The organism is Citrobacter sp. Cpo100 (assembly GCF_030332595.1).
GTDB lineage: Bacteria > Pseudomonadota > Gammaproteobacteria > Enterobacterales > Enterobacteriaceae > Citrobacter > Citrobacter portucalensis.
Genome location: NZ_JAOWHM010000033.1, coordinates 223,259 through 242,236 on the forward strand (window position 1 = coordinate 223,259; position 18,978 = coordinate 242,236).

The following is an 18,978-nucleotide window of genomic DNA, read 5'->3' on the forward strand; positions in this document are numbered from 1 at the left end:
ATTTTTGAATAATAAAAAAGGAAGTGAGCAATGCGTAAACACCTGTTAGCGATCGTCGCAGCTTCAACGCTGGTTCTTGGTTCTTCTGCGTTTGCAGCCGATCTTGAAGACGATATGGGGATCCTCAACGACAACCTGAAAATCGTCGAAAAAACGGACAATGCGACTGAACTGAAAGATGCGTTAACCAAAATGCGTGCAGCCGCGCTGGACGCGCAAAAGGGAACGCCGCCGAAGCTGGAAAACAAATCCCCGGACAGCCCGGAGATGAAGGATTTCCGTCACGGTTTTGACACGCTGATCGGTCAGATCGACGGTGCGTTGAAGCTGGCGAACGAAGGTAAAGTTAAAGAGGCGAAAGCCGTTGCGGAAGAGCTGAAAACCACGCGCAACGAAAACCACAAGAAGTTCCGCTAATCTGCGCTATCCGGCCTGCATACCCGTAGGTCGGATACAACACCCCGCTACTGCACGTCCCATAAGTAAACGCTATCCCCATCACATTTTTTCATTTTTATCGCCCATTCATTGTTCGCACTTCCTTCCATTTTTCTGCTCGCTCTTGCGATCTCAATCACATTCTTCCAGTGATAAATCGTGGTTCCAGCTCTTTTTGCGGCACAGATCACTATCGCTGCACACCTTTCCACTTCGAAGTGGAAAACAACTCGCTACAAACTCATAACCTCCGTCGCTAATTTACCCTCAGAGACATTAACGGGGTAAGACGAGTGAATAACGGAGCTGTAATGAATGACATGGGGGAATCGGTGGAACTGGCCGACCGCATGCTGGCGCAGGTGTATGCCTTGCTGCGTGAACGCAACATTATTCCCAACGCCGTACAGGAACAGATGCTGACGTCGCATGTTCGCGCCATGGCGCACCGCTCGGTAACGGGTGAACCCTTACCAGAGGTCGATGCCAGCTTGTTTGATGAAATATCTGCCGAATCAATGGCGCTTGCCCGCGACGTGGTCGCCGAGTTTGGCAATCTTCCTGAGGAAGAGGCCTGGCTGCTGTCGGTGCACTTCGAAGTCGCGAAAGACAACCTTTAAGGAGCAAAAGATGGAACAGATTACCGTAGTGATTGGCGATCGTCTGGGTAAAGGCCAGAAAGTGGCGGCAGGCGTAGAGAAAGCGGGTGGCCGTGCCGTTGTGGTGCCGGGCGTTGCAGCAGATATGAAGCTGGGTGACGTGATGAAAGCGGAAAACGCCACCTTTGGTATCTCGTTTTGCGGCAGCGGTGGTGCGGGTGCGATTACCGCGCAGACCAAATACGGCTACAAGGCGAAATACGGCATGCGCTCGGTCGATGAAGGGGTAACCGCCATCAACGAAGGGTGCAACGTACTGGGATTCGGCTTTATGGACAAAGAAGAGCTCGGCGAGCGCCTGGTGCAGGCGTGGCAAAAGAAACACGGCGCTTAAGCATGAAAGAGCAATTCACCACCACGGTGAGAGTCACGGGTAAGGGCGAGACCAAAGCTCGCGCCTTTGCCGATGCCCTGAACCACGTTCAGGCTGCGGTGATGAAAGCGTCGCCGCATATCTTACTGCGTATTGAGCCACAGGATGTGCAGGTTGTTCAAGCGCGTGAATCGGTGCGTAAAGAGGCGTTTTTATTCCTCTTTTTGCGCCGGGAAAGACGCACTCTCAGCGTGGAGCTGGACGTGACCGTCAACGTGACTGCCATCAATCTCGACAAGGTGGATTTCGTTACGCAACGCTGATTTTTCTATTAAAAGGCATAATTATGTTCCTGATAATATTAATAAAATCGCTCATCATCGGCGCGTTGGTTGGCGTTGGTGTCGGCGCTGGGGCTGCACGCATGTTTCATGCGCCTACCACTCAAGGGATGGGCGCGTTTCGTACTCTGGGAGAACTGAATTCCTGCGAAGGGGATCCGGCTTCTCACTTCTCGTTCGGCCTGGGCTTCTTCTTTAACGCCTGGGCTTCCTCTGTTGCGGCGGGGGCGTTCACGCAGGACGTCGACCATCGCATCATCCCCAACTGGGGCGCCGCCGCGCTGATGATTAAAAATCGCAACGTCGGTGAAACGCTGCACGACCCCAAACGCATGGCAATTGCCTGCGGCGTTATCGGGATGATCGTGGTGACCTTCCTGAACCTCACCGCATCATCCGTACCGGAAGCGTTGCAGGTTACCGCCGTCAAGGTGCTGGTGCCCGCGGCTAACCTGCTGGTTAACACTGTGATGCCAGTAATCTTCTGGCTGGCGGCGATCGACGCCGGTAAGAAATCTGGCTTCTGGGCCACCGTTTTTGGCGGCGCGGCGCAGCTGATCATGGGTAACGCCGTTCCGGGTCTGGTTCTCGGCATTCTGATCGGCAAAGGTGTTGAAGAGAGCGGCTGGAACCACGTCACTAAAGTGATGATGGTGGCTATCGTCGCGCTGTTTGTCCTGAGTGGCTTCTTCCGTGGCTTCGACATGAAGATGATCGAATCCTTCCATCTGACCGTGCCTAACTGGCTCGAACTTATCCACAACTCGCTCAGCGGCAAATAACGGAGGTCATCATGGAACAGAATAAAGGTTTTTGGTTCGCTGACTGGTCGTTCCCGATCTTTGTGGGCCTGCTCTCCTCTGGCGTGTTTGCCGGAACACACATGTACTACCTGTACGGTATTGGCGCATTTAACGAAGTGGCTTTTGTGGCGATGCTGAAGGCGGGAATGGATACCGGATCCTACGGAGCAGTGGCGGCATTTGGCGCAAGCTTCCTGTTTGCCCGCATCATTGAAGGTTCGCTGGTGGGGATTTTGGATATCGGCGGGGCGATTCAGACCGGGGTTGGGTTAGGTGTTCCGGCGCTGCTGCTGGGCGCGGGCATTATCTTCCCGGTCGCCAACTTCGCCGCCTCGCTGGTCACCGGTCTGGTGATTGGTCTGGCGATTGGCTACATCATCATTCTGGCGCGTAAGTTCACCATCAACCAGAGCGACTCGACCTACGGTGCGGACGTCATGATGGGGGCCGGTAACGCCTCCGGACGCTTCCTCGGGCCGTTGATTATCCTCAGCGCGATGACGGCTTCGATTCCTATCGGAATCGGTTCTCTGGCAGGCGCGCTGCTGTTTTACCTGTGGCAAAAACCGATTACCGGCGGGGCGATCCTCGGCGCAATGATCCTCGGGTCCATCTTCCCGATTGCCATTAGTTGATGGTGTGTCGTTGTAGGCCGGATAAGGCGCAGCCGCCATCCGGCAATGACGCCTGATGGCGGCTGCGCCTTATCAGGCCTACACGACCGCCCCCATTTCAACAGGAGAGAGAGACATGTTTGATTTACTCCTGCGCCGTGCGCGCCTCGTTGACGATACGGTGAGCGATATTGCGCTCAAAGACGGCAAGATCGCGGCGTTGGGTGACGTTGATGGTCCGGCGCTGAAAACCATCGAGCTGGGCGGTGAGTGCTACGTCAGCGCAGGCTGGATTGACTCCCACGTTCATTGCTACCCGAAATCCCCGATTTACCATGACCAGCCGGACAGCGTCGGTATTGCGACCGGCGTTACCACGGTGGTGGATGCGGGCAGTACCGGGGCGGATGACATCGACGATTTTTACACCCTGACCCGGGAAGCTGCCACCGAAGTGTACGCGTTGCTGAATATCTCCCGCGTTGGGCTTATCGCCCAGAACGAGCTGGCCAACATGGCCAATATTGACGCTGATGCGGTGCGAGAGGCGGTGAAACGCCACCCTGATTTTATCGTCGGCCTGAAGGCACGTATGAGCAGCAGCGTAGTCGGTGAAAATGGCATCACGCCGCTGGATCGCGCCAAAGCGATGCAATCGCAGAACGGTGACCTGCCGCTGATGGTGCACATCGGCAACAACCCGCCGGACCTGGATGAGATCGCCGAGCGCCTGAGCGCGGGTGACATCATTACCCACTGTTACAACGGTAAGCCGAATCGCATTCTGACGCCGCAAGGTGAGCTACGGGCGTCAGTGACGCGGGCGATTTCACGCGGCGTGCGTCTGGACGTTGGGCATGGCACCGCCAGCCTGAGCTTTGCGGTGGCAAAACGCGCTATCGAACTGGGTATTTTGCCGCACACCATCAGCTCCGATATTTACTGTCGTAACCGTATCAGCGGCCCGGTGCATTCCCTGGCGAATGTGATGTCGAAATTCCTCGCCATTGGGATGTCGCTGCCGCAGGTCATTGAATGCGTTACCGCCAATGCCGCCGATGGTCTGCGCCTGAAACAGAAGGGGCGGCTGCAGGTCGGTCTGGATGCCGATTTAACCCTCTTTACGCTTAAGCGCCAGCCAACCGTGCTGGTAGATGCAGAAAACGACAGCCTGCAGGCTGAACAACTGCTGGTGCCGCTTGCCGCAATACGTGCGGGCAAGGGCTATATGACCGAACAAGGGAGCGCGGAACATGCCTTCGATTTTTGAGAAATACGATTTAAAACAGGTGATTAATACCTCCGGCCGCATGACGGCGCTCGGCGTTTCCACGCCGCGACCAGAAGTGGTTGAAGCCGCGATGGCGGGGATGAACCAATATTTCGAGATGAAAGACCTGGTCAATAAAACCGGCGACTACATCGCGAAATTACTGGAAGTGGAGGGGGCAACGGTTGTCTCTTGCGCATCGGCCGGGATCGCCCTGTCGGTGGCTGGCGTATTGGTTAAAGACAGCGACTGGCTACTGGAGAACCTGCACGTCACGCCCATCGAGAACAACGAAATCGTGCTGCCCAGAGGTCACAACGTCAACTTTGGCGCACCGGTGGGCACCATGGTAGCGCTTGGCGGCGGCAAGTTAGTGGAAGCCGGTTATGCCAACGAATGTTCCGCGGCACAGCTGGCGGCGGCCATTACACCGCGTACGGCGGCCATTCTGTATATCAAATCTCACCACTGCGTCCAGAAAAGTATGCTCAGCGTGGAGCAGGCAGCGGTGGTGGCGCGTACGCATAATCTGCCGCTGATAGTGGACGCGGCGGCGGAAGAGGATTTGCAGTGCTACTACCGGGTTGGTGCAGATCTGGTGATTTATAGCGGCGCCAAGGCGATAGAAGGACCAACCAGCGGTCTGGTGATTGGTAAAACCCAATATGTTGAGTGGGTGAAGCGCCAGACGGCGGGGATTGGCCGGGCGATGAAGGTGGGCAAAGAGGGAATTCTTGGCCTGACCTGCGCCATCGAACTGTATCTGAACGCGCAGAAAGAGAGCGGCGCGGAGATGGTCGAGAAAATGACGCCGTTCATTAATGCGTTGAACCAGCTTAACGGCGTGAGCGCCCGCGTGGTGTGGGATAGTGCAGGACGCGACATCGCACGCACGGAAATTAAGTTTGATGAAGCGGTAACCGGGATCGCCACGGGGGAACTGGTCGACGCGCTGAAACAGGGGGAGTACGCGATTTACTTCCGTGGTTACAAAGCCAATGAAGGCATTATCGAAGCCGATGTGCGCAGCGTCGATCGCGCGCAACTGGAGATTGTGGCCCGTCGAATTGGTGAAGTGATTTCGCAGGAGAAAAACGCATGAAACTGACCCCTAACTTTTATCGCGACCGCGTCTGCCTGAACGTGCTGGCAGGCTCCAAAGAAAATGCCCGGGATATTTATGCGGCGGCGGAAGGACACGTGCTGGTTGGCGTGTTGTCAAAAAATTACCCGGATGTCGCAAGCGCGGTAGCGGATATGCGTGAATACGCGGCCTTTATCGACAATGCGCTCTCCGTGGGGCTGGGGGCGGGCGATCCTAACCAGTCGGCGATGGTCAGTGAAATCTCCCGTCAGGTGCAGCCACAGCATGTCAATCAGGTCTTTACCGGCGTGGCCACCAGTCGCGCGCTGCTGGGCCAGCAGGAGACAGTGGTCAATGGTCTGGTCTCGCCAACCGGCACGCCGGGCAGGGTGAAAATCTCCACTGGTCCGCTAAGCAGCCAGTCGCCGGAAGGTATTGTGTCGGTAGAAACCGCGATTGCGCTGCTCAAAGACATGGGCGGTAGCTCAATTAAATACTTCCCGATGGGCGGCCTGAAATGCCGTGACGAGTACATTGCGGTCGCGCAGGCCTGCGCCCGTCATGACTTCTGGCTGGAGCCAACCGGCGGTATCGATCTGGATAATTTCACTGAAATCCTGCAAATTGCCCTCGATGCCGGAGTGAGTAAAATCATTCCTCACATCTATAGTTCGATTATTGATAAGGTGAGTGGTAACACTCGTCCGGACGACGTACGCCAACTGATGGCGATGACCCGGGCCTGCGTAGGCTAACTGACTGATGAGGAAACTGACGTGCGATTCCCCAACCAACGTTTAGCACAGCTGTTTGACATGTTGCAAAACGAAGCGCTTCCACAGGACGAGCTGGCGCAGCGGTTGTCGGTTTCCACACGCACCGTACGGGCGGATATCACCGCGCTAAACGCGCTGCTCACCCAGTACGGCGCACAGTTTGTCCTCAGCCGGGGTAATGGTTATCAGCTCAAAATTGACGACCCGGCAAGCTTTCACACCCTGCAAATGCAGCAGCCCAATACGTTGCTGCGCATCCCACGCACCAGCCAGGAACGGATACACTGGCTGGTGGTGCGTTTTCTGATGTCGGCTTTCTCGCTGAAGCTGGAAGATTTGGCTGATGAATGGTTTATCAGCCGCGCGACGCTGCAAAACGATATGGCTGAGGTGCGCGAGCATCTGCAACGTTATCATCTGACGCTGGAAACGCGTCCCCGTCACGGCATGAAGCTGTTCGGCAGCGAAATGGCGATCCGCGCCTGTTTGACCGATCTGATGTGGACGCTGGCGCAGCAGGATCCGCAGCATCCGTTAGTGACGCAAGAAGCGCTGAATGCGGGGCTTCCTGAACAGTTGCAACCCGTTTTGCAGGACATTTTTGCCCGTTTCCATATTCGTCTGACCGATGAGGGCGAGCTGTTTTTACGCTTGTACTGCGCGGTGGCGGTACGGCGGATTAGCGAAGGATATCCACTCCCGGATTTTGCCGCAGAAGAGGCCGATCAATCGGTGTGCCTGGCCACGCGGGAAATCGCGGCGGTACTGCACCGCCTGGCAGACAAACCGCTTTCCGTTTCCGAAGAAAACTGGCTACAGGTGCATATTGCTGCCCGCCAGGTTCAGGAGATCGCGCCCAGTGCTATCAATGCGGATGATGACGAAGCGTTGGTCAATTACATCCTGCGTTTTATCAACACCCAGTACAACTACAACCTGTTGAATGACAAACAGTTGCATGCTGATCTGCTGACGCATATTAAGACGATGATCACCCGGGTGCGTTACCAGATAATGATCCCCAATCCGCTGTTGGAAAATATTAAACAGCACTACCCCATGGCGTGGGACATGACGCTGGCCGCCGTCTCGGGATGGGGAAAATATACGCCGTACACCATCAGTGAAAATGAGATTGGCTTCCTCGTGCTGCATATTGGCGTCGGGCTGGAGCGTAGTTACAACATCGGTTACCAAAGACAGCCGAAGGTTCTGCTGGTATGCGATGCCGGAAATGCGATGGCGCGGATGATTGAAGCGGTACTGGCGCGTAAGTATCCGCAGATAGAGATCGTCGATACCGTAACGCTTCGCGACTACGAACAGCGGGAAAGCATCAGCGAAGATTTTGTCATCTCAACCGCGCGGATCGGTGAAAAAGATAAGCCGGTGGTGATGATTGCGCCGTTCCCTACCGATTATCAGCTGGAGCAGATTGGCAAACTGGTGCTGGTCGACAGAACCCGTCCGTGGATGTTGAACAAATTCTTCGATGCCGCCCATTTTCGTGTGATTGACGAGTCAATGGATCAACAAACGTTGTTCAAAACCTTATGCCGTCAGTTGCAGGATGAAGGTTTTGTCGATGCGGAGTTTCTTGATTCGGTGGTTGAGCGTGAGGCCATCGTCAGCACCATGCTGGGTGACAGCATTGCCTTGCCGCACGCCCTTGGTCTGCTGGCAAAGAAAACGGTGGTCTACACCATCCTCGCCCCGCAGGGTATCGCCTGGGGCGATGAAACGGCGCACGTGATCTTCTTGCTCGCTATCAGCAAGAGTGAATACGAAGAGGCGATGGCTATCTACGATATCTTCGTCACCTTCCTGCGCGAACGCGCGATGACGCGACTCTGCGCGTGTCGCAATTTCACCGAGTTCAAAGCGGTTGCGATGGAGTGTGTGAGCCGTTTTTGAGAGGCGGATAACAGAATATTTACCGCCTGAAAGTTAACGCAAATGATGTACAACCTGGTTGCTGCTACCGCGCCAGATCAGCGACGGGTCTTTAAGATCCTGCACAAATTTACCATCGACCAGCACGTTGATGAGATCCACCACCTGCATTTGTGCGGCGTTGAGTTCATCAAGCTTGTAGCCGGTCCACACCCAGATATCTTTCCCCGGACACTCAGCGTGAATACGCTGTACCAGTTGCAGAATATCCGGCACGTTTTGCGGATGCAGCGGATCGCCGCCGGACAGCGAAATACCCTGGCGAGGGATTCGCGTGTCGTTCAGATCGGCAATGATCTTGTCTTCCATCTCTTTGGTAAACGGCTGGCCGGAATTGAGTCGCCAGGTGCTTTTGTTATAGCAGCCAGGGCATTCATGCACGCATCCCGACACAAACAGGGTGCAGCGAGTGCCGGGGCCGTTAACGATATCGACAGGATAGTATTGATGGTATCGCATTTTCGCTTCTCAATTGACGCCATTACTGCGTTGTCTGCGCTCGCTCACCCGGGTCACTTACTTATGTAAGCTCCCCGGGATTCGCTTGCTTGCCGCCTTGTCCTGGCGCCAATTGCTTTGCGAAAAGCGTCACATCGCCAGGCAATAATACTGTCGAAATTAACCTATCTGCCCATTACCTAAATGCTTAACGCGGCGCTTCACTTCTTCCTGCTTACCGGCGTTAAACGGACGAGCGTCCGGGCTGCCTAAATAACCGCATACGCGGCGGGTGACCGACACGCGCGCGGCGTCGTGGTTACCACATTTCGGGCAGGTAAAGCCTTTGCTGGTGCACTCGAACTCACCGGTAAAGCCGCACTCGTAGCATTCATCGATTGGCGTGTTGGTCCCGTAATACGGCACGTGCTGATAGCTGTAATCCCAGACGTCTTCCAGTGCTTTCAGGTTGTGCTGAATGTTCGGGTACTCGCCGTAGCAAATGAAACCTCCGTTCGCCAGCGGCGGGTACGGCGCTTCAAAATCGATCTTGTCGTACGGGTTAACCTTTTTCTCCACGTCGAGGTGGAAGCTATTGGTGTAGTAACCTTTGTCGGTAACACCCGGCACCACGCCAAACTCGGCGGTATCCAGACGGCAGAAACGATCGCACAGGTTTTCACTTGGTGTACTGTACAGACTAAAGCCGTAGCCGGTTTCGTCTTTCCACTGATCGACCGCCTGACGCAGACGTTCCACAATGGCGATAGCTTTAGCGCGAAGCTGCTCGCTGTCGTACAAGTGTTTGTCGCCAAACAGCGCGTTGATGGTTTCGTGAATGCCAATGTAACCCAGAGAAATCGATGCGCGGCCGTTTTTAAAGATTTCAGACACGTCATCGTCTGCTTTCAGACGTACGCCGCAGGCCCCTTCCATATACAGGATCGGTGCAACGCGGGCCTTCACGCCTTCCAGACGCGCAATGCGGGTCATCAGCGCTTTACGTGCCAGGATCAGACGGTCGTCGAGCAGTTTCCAGAAGGTGGCTTCATCGCCATGAGCTTCCAGCGCAATACGCGGCAGGTTAAGGCTGATAACGCCGAGGTTGTTACGGCCATCGTGAACCTGTTCGCCGTTCTCGTTTTCCCATACGCCCAGGAAGCTACGGCAGCCCATTGGCGTTTTGAACGAGCCGGTCACTTTAACCACTTGATCGTAGTTCAGGATATCCGGATACATACGCTTGCTCGCGCACTCCAGCGCCAGCTGCTTGATGTCATAGTTCGGATCGCCAAACTTGTGGTTCAGACCGTCACGAATCGCAAACACCAGTTTCGGGAACACGGCGGTTTTACGATTTTTACCCAGGCCAGCAATGCGGTTACGCAGAATGGACTGCTGGATCAAACGCGATTCCCAGCTGGTTCCCAGGCCGAAACCGAAGGTAACGAACGGCGTCTGACCGTTGGCGGTATGCAGGGTATTCACTTCATACTCAAGGGACTGGAATGCGTCGTAGCACTCTTTCTCGGTACGGGAATGCGCATAACCGTCGGCATCTGGGATCTGCCACTCTTCAGCGGTTTTGCGATGCTTATTAAAGCTCTCGGTCACGAACGGTGCGAGAACTTCGTCAATACGGTTAATGGTGGTACCGCCATAAATATGGCTGGCAACCTGCGCGATAATTTGCGCGGTGACGGCCGTCGCGGTGGAGATGGATTTTGGCGGCTCAATCTCCGCGTTACCCATCTTAAAGCCCTGCGTCAGCATACCTTTCAGGTCGATCAGCATGCAGTTAAACATTGGGAAGAACGGAGAGTAGTCGAGATCGTGATAGTGAATATCACCACGCTCGTGCGCCTGGACGACATCACGCGGCAGCAGGTGTTGACGCGCATAGTGTTTGGCGACGATACCGGCCAGCAGATCGCGCTGGGTCGGGATCACTTTGCTGTCTTTGTTGGCGTTTTCGTTCAGCAGAGCAGAGTTGGTTTGCTCAACCAGACCACGAATTTCCTGGTTCAGACGGCCACGTTTTTCACGCTGTATATCACGGTCGTGGCGATATTCGATGTACGCACGGGCGAGTTGCTTGTACGGACCAGACATCAGCTGGTTTTCTACCGCTGTCTGGATCTCGTTGATATCGACCTGGCTGCGCTCATTCATCTGGCTACTAACGACTTCTGCGACGGTGGCACAGTAATCTGCGTCATCGACTCCCGCTGCTTTAGCTGCACGCAGAATGGCTTCTTTGATGCGCTCTGATTTAAACGGCACTTTACAGCCATCTCGTTTCATCACATGCGGTGTCATGATCACTCCATATTTATAAGAACAGGTTATCCACAGAGGTTGGGGAAGCGGTCATGGCTTTATTCATCTCTATTGCCAATGACTTCCCGCAATCCTGACCCACTTTATCCACAATTCCACCGTTAAACGGTGCACTGTAGTTGTAGCAATTGTAGTCGATTAATACAACATATTGGGTCGGCGTGCATTTTAAGTTCTATATGTAGTGATTTGCATCAAGGATGTTTACGATTTATTTGATGTAGCGCAAAGTAAAAATCGGAGCGTACAGATGACGGGCAGTACAGCGATTGTAAATTGTGGGCAGAAAATTCTGATTAATTATTCAACAAAAACAGGAAGCTAAGCTAAGCGTATATAGCAACGCCCGGTAGCGCTATGCGTACCGGGCCTGAACATAATTGCAAGCTATTTTTGCAACCACCAGACGGCCTCAAAAGGACGCAGTGTCATGTCCCCTGGTTGGCTGGCAACCTCGGCATAGTTGTGCATCAGCACCTGCCAGTTTCCGTCGGTCTGGGCTGGCTGCCAGCTCTGGAAGGTATCGCTAAGATTGGCAATGACCAGCAGCCGCTGCCCTTGCCACTCTCGTTGATAGCACCACAGATGCGGGCTGTCCGGTAGCAGATCCTGGTAGTCGCCCCAGGTGATAACCGGCTCCGCTTTGCGCAAGGCGATCAGCTTCTGATAGGTGTAGAACACCGAGTCGGTATCGTTCAGTGCTGCCGCCACGTTGATGTCTGCTGCGTTGTCACACAGATTGATCCACGGCTCGCCGGGGGTGAAGCCCGCGTGTTTGCTGGCATCCCATTGCATCGGCGTACGGCTGTTATCGCGTGATTTACTGGCGAGGATAGCCAGCAGTTCTTGCGCATCGCGTCCCTGGCCGTTCAACTCGGCAAACATGTTATGGCTTTCCACATCGCGATAATCGGTAATCTGGCGGAAGTGCGGGTTGGTCATGCCAATCTCTTCACCCTGGTAGATGTAGGGGGTGCCCTGCATGCCATGCAGCACCATCGCCAGCATTTTGGCCGACGGAACGCGGTATTTACCTTCATCACCAAAACGCGACACGATGCGCGGCTGATCGTGGTTACACCAGAACAGCGCGTTCCAGGCCTGATTGTGCATGCCCTGCTGCCAGTGGCGGAACAGGGTTTTTAGCGCCACATAATCGGGTTTTGCTAACGTCCACTTCTCACCGTTTGGGTAATCCACTTTCAGGTGGTGGAAGTTAAAGGTCATCGACAGTTCACTACCATCTTGTGCGGCGTACTGCTGGCAATGTTCCAGCGTAGTGGAAGACATTTCGCCCACCGTCATCAGGTTGCGTGGGGTAAAAACATCGCGGTTCATCTCACGTAAAAATTCATGCGCGCGCGGGCCGTCGGTATAAAAACGCCGTCCATCGCCGTCGGGATCGTTCGGGAAGTCCTGATCTTTAGAGATAAGATTCACCACGTCGAGGCGCAATCCGTCCACGCCGCGATCGGCCCAGAACTCGCACACTTTCTTTAGCTCGGCGCGTACCGCCGGGTTTTCCCAGTTCAGGTCGGCTTGCTCCGGAGCAAAGAGGTGCAGATAGTACTGCTCGCTTTCGGCGTGCCAGCCCCAGGCGTTGCCACCAAACTTGGAGCGCCAGTTATTTGGCGGGCAGTCTGGCGTGCCATCGCGCCAGAAATAAAACTGACGATACGGGCTGTCTTTATCCAGCGCTTCACGAAACCAGGCGTGCTGGGTTGAGGTGTGGTTAAACACCATGTCGAGAATAATACGGATGCCGCGCGCTTTCGCCTGCGCCACCAGTTCATCAAAGTCTTCCAGCGTGCCGTAGGCCGGATCGACAGACGTGTAGTCTGCGACGTCGTAACCGTTATCAACCTGCGGCGAAATATAGAACGGCGTCAGCCAGATGGCATCAACGCCCAGCTTTTGCAGATAGTCGAGGCGCTGCGTCACGCCGCGTAAATCTCCGGTGCCGCTGCCAGTGGTGTCCTGAAAACTCTTGGGGTAAACCTGATAGATAACGCCGTTTTGCCACCAGTGGGGAATATTCATGGTTGTTTCCTGGAAATACGCTGGGGCGCAACTGCGCCCCGAAGAAAAGTTAGACAATCTGTAATGTGCCCAGACGGTGTTTACGCTGGTAAACGAATGAGGTCAGTATCATTGGGATGACAATCGCAATGACCATCGCCATACCAAAGACCTGCCAGTAAGTCGGCTGGATGGAGAGGATGCCCGGCAAACCGCCGACGCCAATCCCGTTCGCCAGCACACCGTTCAGGCCGCACAGCAGTCCGGCGAGACCGGAGCCGATCATCGCGCACAGCATTGGGAAGCGGTATTTCAGGTTGATCCCGTACATTGCTGGTTCAGTTACCCCGAGATAGGCGGAGATCGCGGCAGGAACGGAAATTTCACGTTCGTTGTGTTTGCGACTGGAGATAATGATCCCGACCACCGCAGAGGCCTGAGCGATATTCGACAGTGCGATCAGTGGCCATACCGGCGTGCCGCCCATGCTCTGAATCATCTGCATGTCGATAGCCAGCGTGGTCTGATGCACACCGGTGATCACCAGCGGGGCATACAGGAAGCCGAACAACGCCGCGCCAATCGGAGCAAAACTGCCGGTCAGCAGATGACGGACCGCAAACGCGACACCGTCGCCAATCATGCGGCCAAATGGACCGATAAAGGCATGCGCAAGGAATACCGCAAGGATCAGCGAGCACACCGGGACGATCACCAGATACAGGTAATCCGGGACGATGCGCTTCATGCGTGTTTCAATAAACCCGAGCGCCAGCCCGGCCAATAGTGCCGGAATGACCTGCGCCTGGTAGCCCACTTTCTCAATACTGAACAGGCCGAAGTTCCACACGTCCGGCACCTGCTGACCGAGCAAATAGGCGTTCATCAGTTGCGGAGAAACCAGGGTCACGCCCAGCACAATACCGAGGATCGGCGTACCGCCCATTTTCTTGACTGCCGACCAACAAATCCCGACCGGCAAATAGAAGAAGATCGCTTCGCCAATCAGCCACAGGAAGTCATAGAGGGTTTTCAGCGAAGGATGCATCTGCGCCAGCGTCTGCCCGTTACTCATGGGCAGATCGCCGATCACGTTTCGGAAACCTAAGATCAGGCCGCCGCTTATCAGCGCTGGCAGCAGCGGGAAGAAGATCTCCGCGAAGTGAGAAATCAGCTGCTCGTGCCACTTCATGTTCTGCCGCGCCGCTTTCTTTGCCTGCTCTTTGTCGACACTGGCTTGTCCGGTGGTCGCCAACAGCGCTTTGTAGTAATCGCCCACCTCGGTGCCAATTACCACCTGAAACTGCCCGGCGTTGGTGAAGCAGCCTTTGACCATTGGCAACAATTCGATCTCTTTCGGTCTGGCGTTTGCAGGCTGATTCAGCACAAAACGCAGGCGAGTAATGCAGTGACTCACCGTAGCGATATTGTCGCGCCCGCCAACCAGCTCAATCAGCCGGTCGATGTCTGCTTGTTTTATTTTGCTCATGATGGTGTGTGTTCCCCGTAGACCGGAAAAGACGCTGTTGCGTCGTCATTCGGCAACTCTCTCGTTGTTGGCGCCAGAGTATATCTTCGATGAATATTTAAAAATGGGAACGTTCCCGAAACGCAGCGAAGATCACAAATTAATGCTCAGAAAGCGATCAGGAGAGGGTGGAAGGAATAACGATTTGTCGTGGTTCGCTGCGGCCGTTGATCTGTTCGATCAGCTGCGAGGCCGCTTGTCGCCCGGCTTCGGCGTATCCTGGATCGACGGTGATAATTTCCGGATGGAGGAATTTCATCAGCGGCGTGCTGCCCACGCTTGCCAGCTGCAGGTTCTCAATCCGCTGCTCCTGCAGGTATTTGCTGACGCCAAGGGCAAGGGTATCCGTCGCACAGACTAAAGCGGTGGTTTCCGGGGTGATGACGTTGGCGGCCTGCTCATAGCCCTGCTTCATGGCCAGACCCGGCAGCGCGGCCACAGGATGTAGTTTGTGTTTTTTACAGAATGCCAGGTAGGCCTCATGGCGGCGTTTACCAGTGGTCACATCGCTATGCGGAACACCAAGAAAGCTAATATGGCGATGCTCGCGTTCGTATAAACGCTGCATCAGGGTACGAATGGCACCCTCATCGTCATAGCAGACGGAGGCAAAGCCTTTTGCATCTCTTGCCAGCAGCACCAGAGAATCTTGCCAGGAGACGAGCATGGCTTCAGTAATGCCGGTAAAACCAAACAGCACCACGCCATCAATGTTGCGGCGTCTGAGCATGCCGAGATGTTCTTCAACCAGCTCGGGCGAGAACTGGCTTTCCATCATGATCGGATCGTAGCCCTGTTCATAAAAGGCGGGCAGCATGGTCTGCACGGCGAGATTTTCCGAAAGCGAGTCCAGACGCGTGACGATAATCGCCACCACCTTGTCGCTTTGTCCGCGCATAGCGCGTGCGGAGCGGGAAGGGGAAAAACCGTGCTGATTCATCACCGCCTCAACGCGTTCGCGGGTGCGTTCACTCACGCCGCTTTCATTGTTGAGCACACGGGAAACGGTTGATTTTCCCACACCGCTTAAGCGGGCGATGTCTTTAATGGTCAGCCGATTTTGCATCCTGTTTTCCCGTATTGCGTGTGAAGTTATGCCAAATAGAGAATAACTTTACTCAAGCGCGGCGCAATGGGCAAAGTCTGGTATACGTTTGGTTTAGTTTCCATGGTTTATCATACCGCCATAATTGCCACAAACCTTATGGTTTTCTGCGTATAATCCGCGGCGCAAATCATTCACTTACCGGAGGCTATATGGATCCCGATCCCACCCCTCTCCCGAGATGGAGAAACAACCCTTTCCGGTAAGCCTGTCTTTCACTGTCTTACCGGAACAGTAAGACAGTGACGTTCTGACGTCCCTGTTGTGATTTTAATATTGCCACCAGGCAAGGCTTTGCCACGCCTGAAGGATTTACTGCGCCTGTTTATACTGGTGCAGAGGGACTGCCTATGTTCAAAAATATGACCCGCCAGCTGTTTGCCCGGCTAAGCCGCCATTTACCACATCGTCTGGTGCATCGTGATCCATTGCCGAATGCTCAGACCGTTGCCAGCACACCGATCCCGCCATCGCTGAGCGAACATTGCCTGAAAATGGCGCTGATGGACGAAGACGCGCTGTGGAAAACGTTCGGCGCTCATCCGGAAGGCTTAAACGCCGCAGAAGTCGAGAACGCCCGCGAAATACATGGCGAGAACCAGTTGCCGGCGCAGAAGCCGTCACCCTGGTGGGTGCATCTGTGGGTCTGCTATCGCAACCCGTTTAATATACTGCTGACCATTCTCGGGGCGATTTCCTATGCCACCGAAGATCTGTTTGCCGCTGGCGTCATCGCCCTGATGGTCGTCATCTCTACTCTGCTGAATTTTGTGCAGGAGGCGCGCTCCACCAAAGCGGCTGATGCGCTGAAAGCGATGGTCAGCAACACCGCCACGGTGCTGCGCGTTATCAACGAGAAAGGGGAGAACGGCTGGGTTGAACTGCCGATCGACCAGTTGGTTCCCGGCGATGTCATCAAGCTGGCGGCAGGGGATATGATCCCAGCCGATCTGCGCGTGGTGCAGGCTCGTGACCTGTTCGTCGCCCAGGCTTCGCTGACCGGTGAATCGCTGCCGGTGGAGAAAGTGGCAACCAGTCGCGATCCGCAGCAAAGCAACCCGCTGGAATGCGATACCCTGTGCTTTATGGGCACCAACGTGGTGAGCGGCACGGCGCAGGCCATCGTGATTTCAACCGGCGCCAATACCTGGTTCGGGCAACTGGCGGGTCGCGTCAGCGAGCAGGAAAGCGAGCAGAATGCCTTCCAGAAAGGGATCAGCCGCGTCAGCATGCTGCTGATCCGCTTTATGCTGGTGATGGCGCCCATCGTGCTTATTATCAACGGTTACACCAAAGGTGACTGGTGGGAAGCGGCGCTGTTTGCCCTGTCTGTGGCGGTGGGACTGACTCCAGAAATGCTGCCGATGATCGTCACCTCAACGCTGGCGCGTGGGGCGGTGAAGCTGTCAAAACAAAAGGTTATCGTTAAACACCTCGACGCTATCCAGAACTTTGGCGCGATGGATATCCTGTGCACCGATAAAACCGGCACCCTGACTCAGGATAAAATTGTACTTGAGAATCATACGGATATCTCTGGAAAGCCCAGCGAACATGTCCTGCATTCTGCGTGGCTGAACAGCCATTATCAGACCGGGCTGAAGAATCTGCTGGATACGGCGGTGCTGGAGGGTGTGGACGAAGAATCAGCCCGCCAGCTCTCGACTCGCTGGCAGAAAATCGATGAGATCCCGTTTGATTTTGAACGTCGCCGCATGTCGGTAGTGGTGGCAGAAGAAACCGATGTGCATCAGCTGGTCTGTAAAGGGGCGCTACAGGAGATCCTCAGCGTATGTACCCAGGTGCGTCACAACGGTGAGATAGTCCCGTTAGATGACAACATGCTGCGTCGGGTGAAACGCGTTACGGACACGCTGAACCGCCAGGGGCTGCGCGTGGTGGCGGTGGCGACGAAATACCTGCCAGCGCGTGAAGGTGATTACCAGCGTATTGATGAATCCGATCTGATCCTCGAAGGCTATATTGCGTTCCTCGATCCGCCGAAAGAGACCACCGCACCTGCGCTTAAAGCGCTGAAAGCCAGCGGCATTACGGTGAAAATCCTCACTGGCGATAGCGAATTGGTGGCGGCAAAAGTGTGTCATGAAGTGGGCCTGGATGCGGGCGATGTGGTTATCGGTAGCAGCATTGAAGGGTTAAGCGATGATGAGCTGGCTCGGCTTGCTCAGCGCACCACGCTGTTTGCCCGTCTGACGCCAATGCACAAAGAGCGCATTGTCACGCTGCTCAAGCGCGAAGGCCATGTGGTCGGCTTTATGGGCGATGGTATAAACGATGCCCCGGCGCTGCGCGCGGCGGACATTGGTATCTCCGTTGACGGCGCGGTTGATATTGCGCGTGAAGCGGCGGATATCATCCTGCTGGAAAAGAGCCTGATGGTGCTGGAAGAAGGGGTGATTGAAGGACGCCGTACCTTCTCTAACATGCTGAAGTACATCAAAATGACGGCCAGTTCAAACTTTGGTAACGTATTTAGCGTGCTGGTGGCGAGCGCCTTCTTACCGTTCCTGCCGATGTTACCGCTGCACTTACTGATTCAGAACCTGCTGTACGATGTATCCCAGGTGGCGATTCCGTTTGATAACGTCGACGAAGAGCAGATCAAAAAGCCGCAGCGCTGGAATCCCAGCGAATTGGGCCGCTTTATGATCTTCTTTGGACCGATCAGCTCGATCTTCGACATTCTGACCTTTTGCCTGATGTGGTTCGTCTTCCATGCCAATACACCTGAACATCAGACGTTGTTCCAGTCTGGCTGGTTCGTGGTGGGCCTGCTGTCGCAAACGTTGATTGTGCATATGATTCGTACCCGTCGCGTGCCGTTCATCCAGAGCCGCGCCGCGTGGCCGCTGATGCTGATGACGCTGGTGGTGATGGTCGTCGGCATTGCATTACCCTTCTCGCCGCTGGCCAGCTATCTGCAATTGCAGGCATTACCGCTGAGCTACTTCCCGTGGCTGATTGCGATTCTGGCGGGTTACATGACATTGACTCAATTAGTGAAAGGTTTTTATAGCCGTCGCTACGGCTGGCAGTAAACATCAAACGCCTCAGCAGGATGGTGTTAATACCATCCTGCATTCCTCATTTTCATTCGAAGATATTACCTCACAACATTAGTGTTTTATTTTTATTGAAATGCTAACGGGTGTTATTAGTATCAAATCGCCTTTCTTGCGTTGTTTTTTTATCAATAAAACGATCTGCATTGCAAAAATGAAACAGTGTGCTAAAAATTTTAAGCATCTACGATTTTTTGTGAACGCAGTCATCGAA

General features: G+C 54.7%; 17 protein-coding genes. 12 read left to right on the plus strand and 5 right to left on the minus strand.

The genetic code is table 11. The features are described from left to right. Positions 1-30: 30 nt before the first annotated feature. The 10 genes from cybC (at position 31) to OGX96_RS11420 (ending at position 8,212) form a co-directional block, all read left to right on the plus strand. On the plus strand, positions 31-417 hold the full coding sequence (gene cybC, locus OGX96_RS11375) for a cytochrome b562 (protein ID WP_003025756.1): 387 nt from the start codon (positions 31-33) through the stop codon (positions 415-417). A 332-nt stretch (positions 418-749) separates the two neighbouring features. Then, positions 750-1,058 (plus strand): glycine dehydrogenase, encoded by a 309-nt coding sequence (locus OGX96_RS11380; RefSeq protein WP_003025758.1) that lies wholly within the window; start codon positions 750-752, stop codon positions 1,056-1,058. Positions 1,059-1,068: 10 nt separating this feature from the next. Beyond that, positions 1,069-1,431, plus strand: a complete 363-nt coding sequence (locus tag OGX96_RS11385; protein WP_003830384.1) for an SFCGS family glycine-rich protein — start codon at positions 1,069-1,071, stop codon at positions 1,429-1,431. A gap of 2 nt (positions 1,432-1,433) precedes the next feature. Next, positions 1,434-1,733 (plus strand): DUF4312 family protein, encoded by a 300-nt coding sequence (locus OGX96_RS11390; RefSeq protein WP_270562182.1) that lies wholly within the window; start codon positions 1,434-1,436, stop codon positions 1,731-1,733. A gap of 23 nt (positions 1,734-1,756) precedes the next feature. Next, the gene (locus OGX96_RS11395; protein WP_003025764.1) at positions 1,757-2,533 is read left to right on the plus strand and encodes a DUF4311 domain-containing protein; all 777 of its coding nucleotides are present in this window, start codon (positions 1,757-1,759) and stop codon (positions 2,531-2,533) included. 11 nt (positions 2,534-2,544) lie between these two features. After that, the gene (locus OGX96_RS11400) at positions 2,545-3,189 is read left to right on the plus strand and encodes a DUF4310 family protein (protein ID WP_003830379.1); all 645 of its coding nucleotides are present in this window, start codon (positions 2,545-2,547) and stop codon (positions 3,187-3,189) included. A 115-nt stretch (positions 3,190-3,304) separates the two neighbouring features. Beyond that, a complete protein-coding gene (locus OGX96_RS11405) occupies positions 3,305-4,438 on the plus strand; it encodes an amidohydrolase/deacetylase family metallohydrolase (RefSeq protein ID WP_198802582.1) in 1,134 nt (377 codons plus the stop codon). Next, positions 4,422-5,540, plus strand: a complete 1,119-nt coding sequence (locus tag OGX96_RS11410) for a DgaE family pyridoxal phosphate-dependent ammonia lyase (protein ID WP_032942188.1) — start codon at positions 4,422-4,424, stop codon at positions 5,538-5,540. Before OGX96_RS11405 ends, OGX96_RS11410 begins: the two co-directional genes overlap by 17 nt. After that, positions 5,537-6,277, plus strand: a complete 741-nt coding sequence (dagF, locus tag OGX96_RS11415) for a 2-dehydro-3-deoxy-phosphogluconate aldolase (RefSeq protein WP_198802584.1) — start codon at positions 5,537-5,539, stop codon at positions 6,275-6,277. The genes OGX96_RS11410 and dagF overlap by 4 nt, the downstream gene beginning before the upstream one ends. Before the next feature lie 21 nt (positions 6,278-6,298). Beyond that, positions 6,299-8,212 (plus strand): BglG family transcription antiterminator, encoded by a 1,914-nt coding sequence (locus OGX96_RS11420; protein WP_286583057.1) that lies wholly within the window; start codon positions 6,299-6,301, stop codon positions 8,210-8,212. Positions 8,213-8,245: 33 nt separating this feature from the next. Here the strand turns inward: OGX96_RS11420 and nrdG are convergent, their stop codons facing one another. The 5 genes from nrdG to treR form a co-directional block, all read right to left on the minus strand. Then, positions 8,246-8,710: an anaerobic ribonucleoside-triphosphate reductase-activating protein gene (nrdG, locus tag OGX96_RS11425; protein WP_008786048.1), complete on the minus strand. Its 465-nt coding sequence runs from the start codon at positions 8,708-8,710 to the stop codon at positions 8,246-8,248. Between the two features lie 159 nt (positions 8,711-8,869). Continuing rightward, the gene (nrdD, locus tag OGX96_RS11430) at positions 8,870-11,008 is read right to left on the minus strand and encodes an anaerobic ribonucleoside-triphosphate reductase (RefSeq protein ID WP_003830363.1); all 2,139 of its coding nucleotides are present in this window, start codon (positions 11,006-11,008) and stop codon (positions 8,870-8,872) included. A 408-nt stretch (positions 11,009-11,416) separates the two neighbouring features. Continuing rightward, entirely contained in the window at positions 11,417-13,069 is a 1,653-nt protein-coding gene (gene treC / locus OGX96_RS11435) for an alpha,alpha-phosphotrehalase (protein ID WP_286583060.1), read from the minus strand. 49 nt (positions 13,070-13,118) lie between these two features. Continuing rightward, positions 13,119-14,537: a PTS trehalose transporter subunit IIBC gene (gene treB, locus OGX96_RS11440; RefSeq protein ID WP_208744762.1), complete on the minus strand. Its 1,419-nt coding sequence runs from the start codon at positions 14,535-14,537 to the stop codon at positions 13,119-13,121. A gap of 157 nt (positions 14,538-14,694) precedes the next feature. Beyond that, on the minus strand, positions 14,695-15,657 hold the full coding sequence (treR, locus tag OGX96_RS11445) for a trehalose operon repressor TreR (RefSeq protein ID WP_269320724.1): 963 nt from the start codon (positions 15,655-15,657) through the stop codon (positions 14,695-14,697). 176 nt (positions 15,658-15,833) lie between these two features. On the opposite strand from treR, the gene mgtL reads away from it, so the two are divergent. Continuing rightward, positions 15,834-15,887: a mgtA regulatory leader peptide MgtL gene (mgtL, locus tag OGX96_RS22605; protein WP_223240846.1), complete on the plus strand. Its 54-nt coding sequence runs from the start codon at positions 15,834-15,836 to the stop codon at positions 15,885-15,887. Positions 15,888-16,031: 144 nt separating this feature from the next. Then, on the plus strand, positions 16,032-18,740 hold the full coding sequence (gene mgtA, locus OGX96_RS11450; RefSeq protein ID WP_032942195.1) for a magnesium-translocating P-type ATPase: 2,709 nt from the start codon (positions 16,032-16,034) through the stop codon (positions 18,738-18,740). The last annotated feature ends 238 nt before the right edge of the window (positions 18,741-18,978 follow it).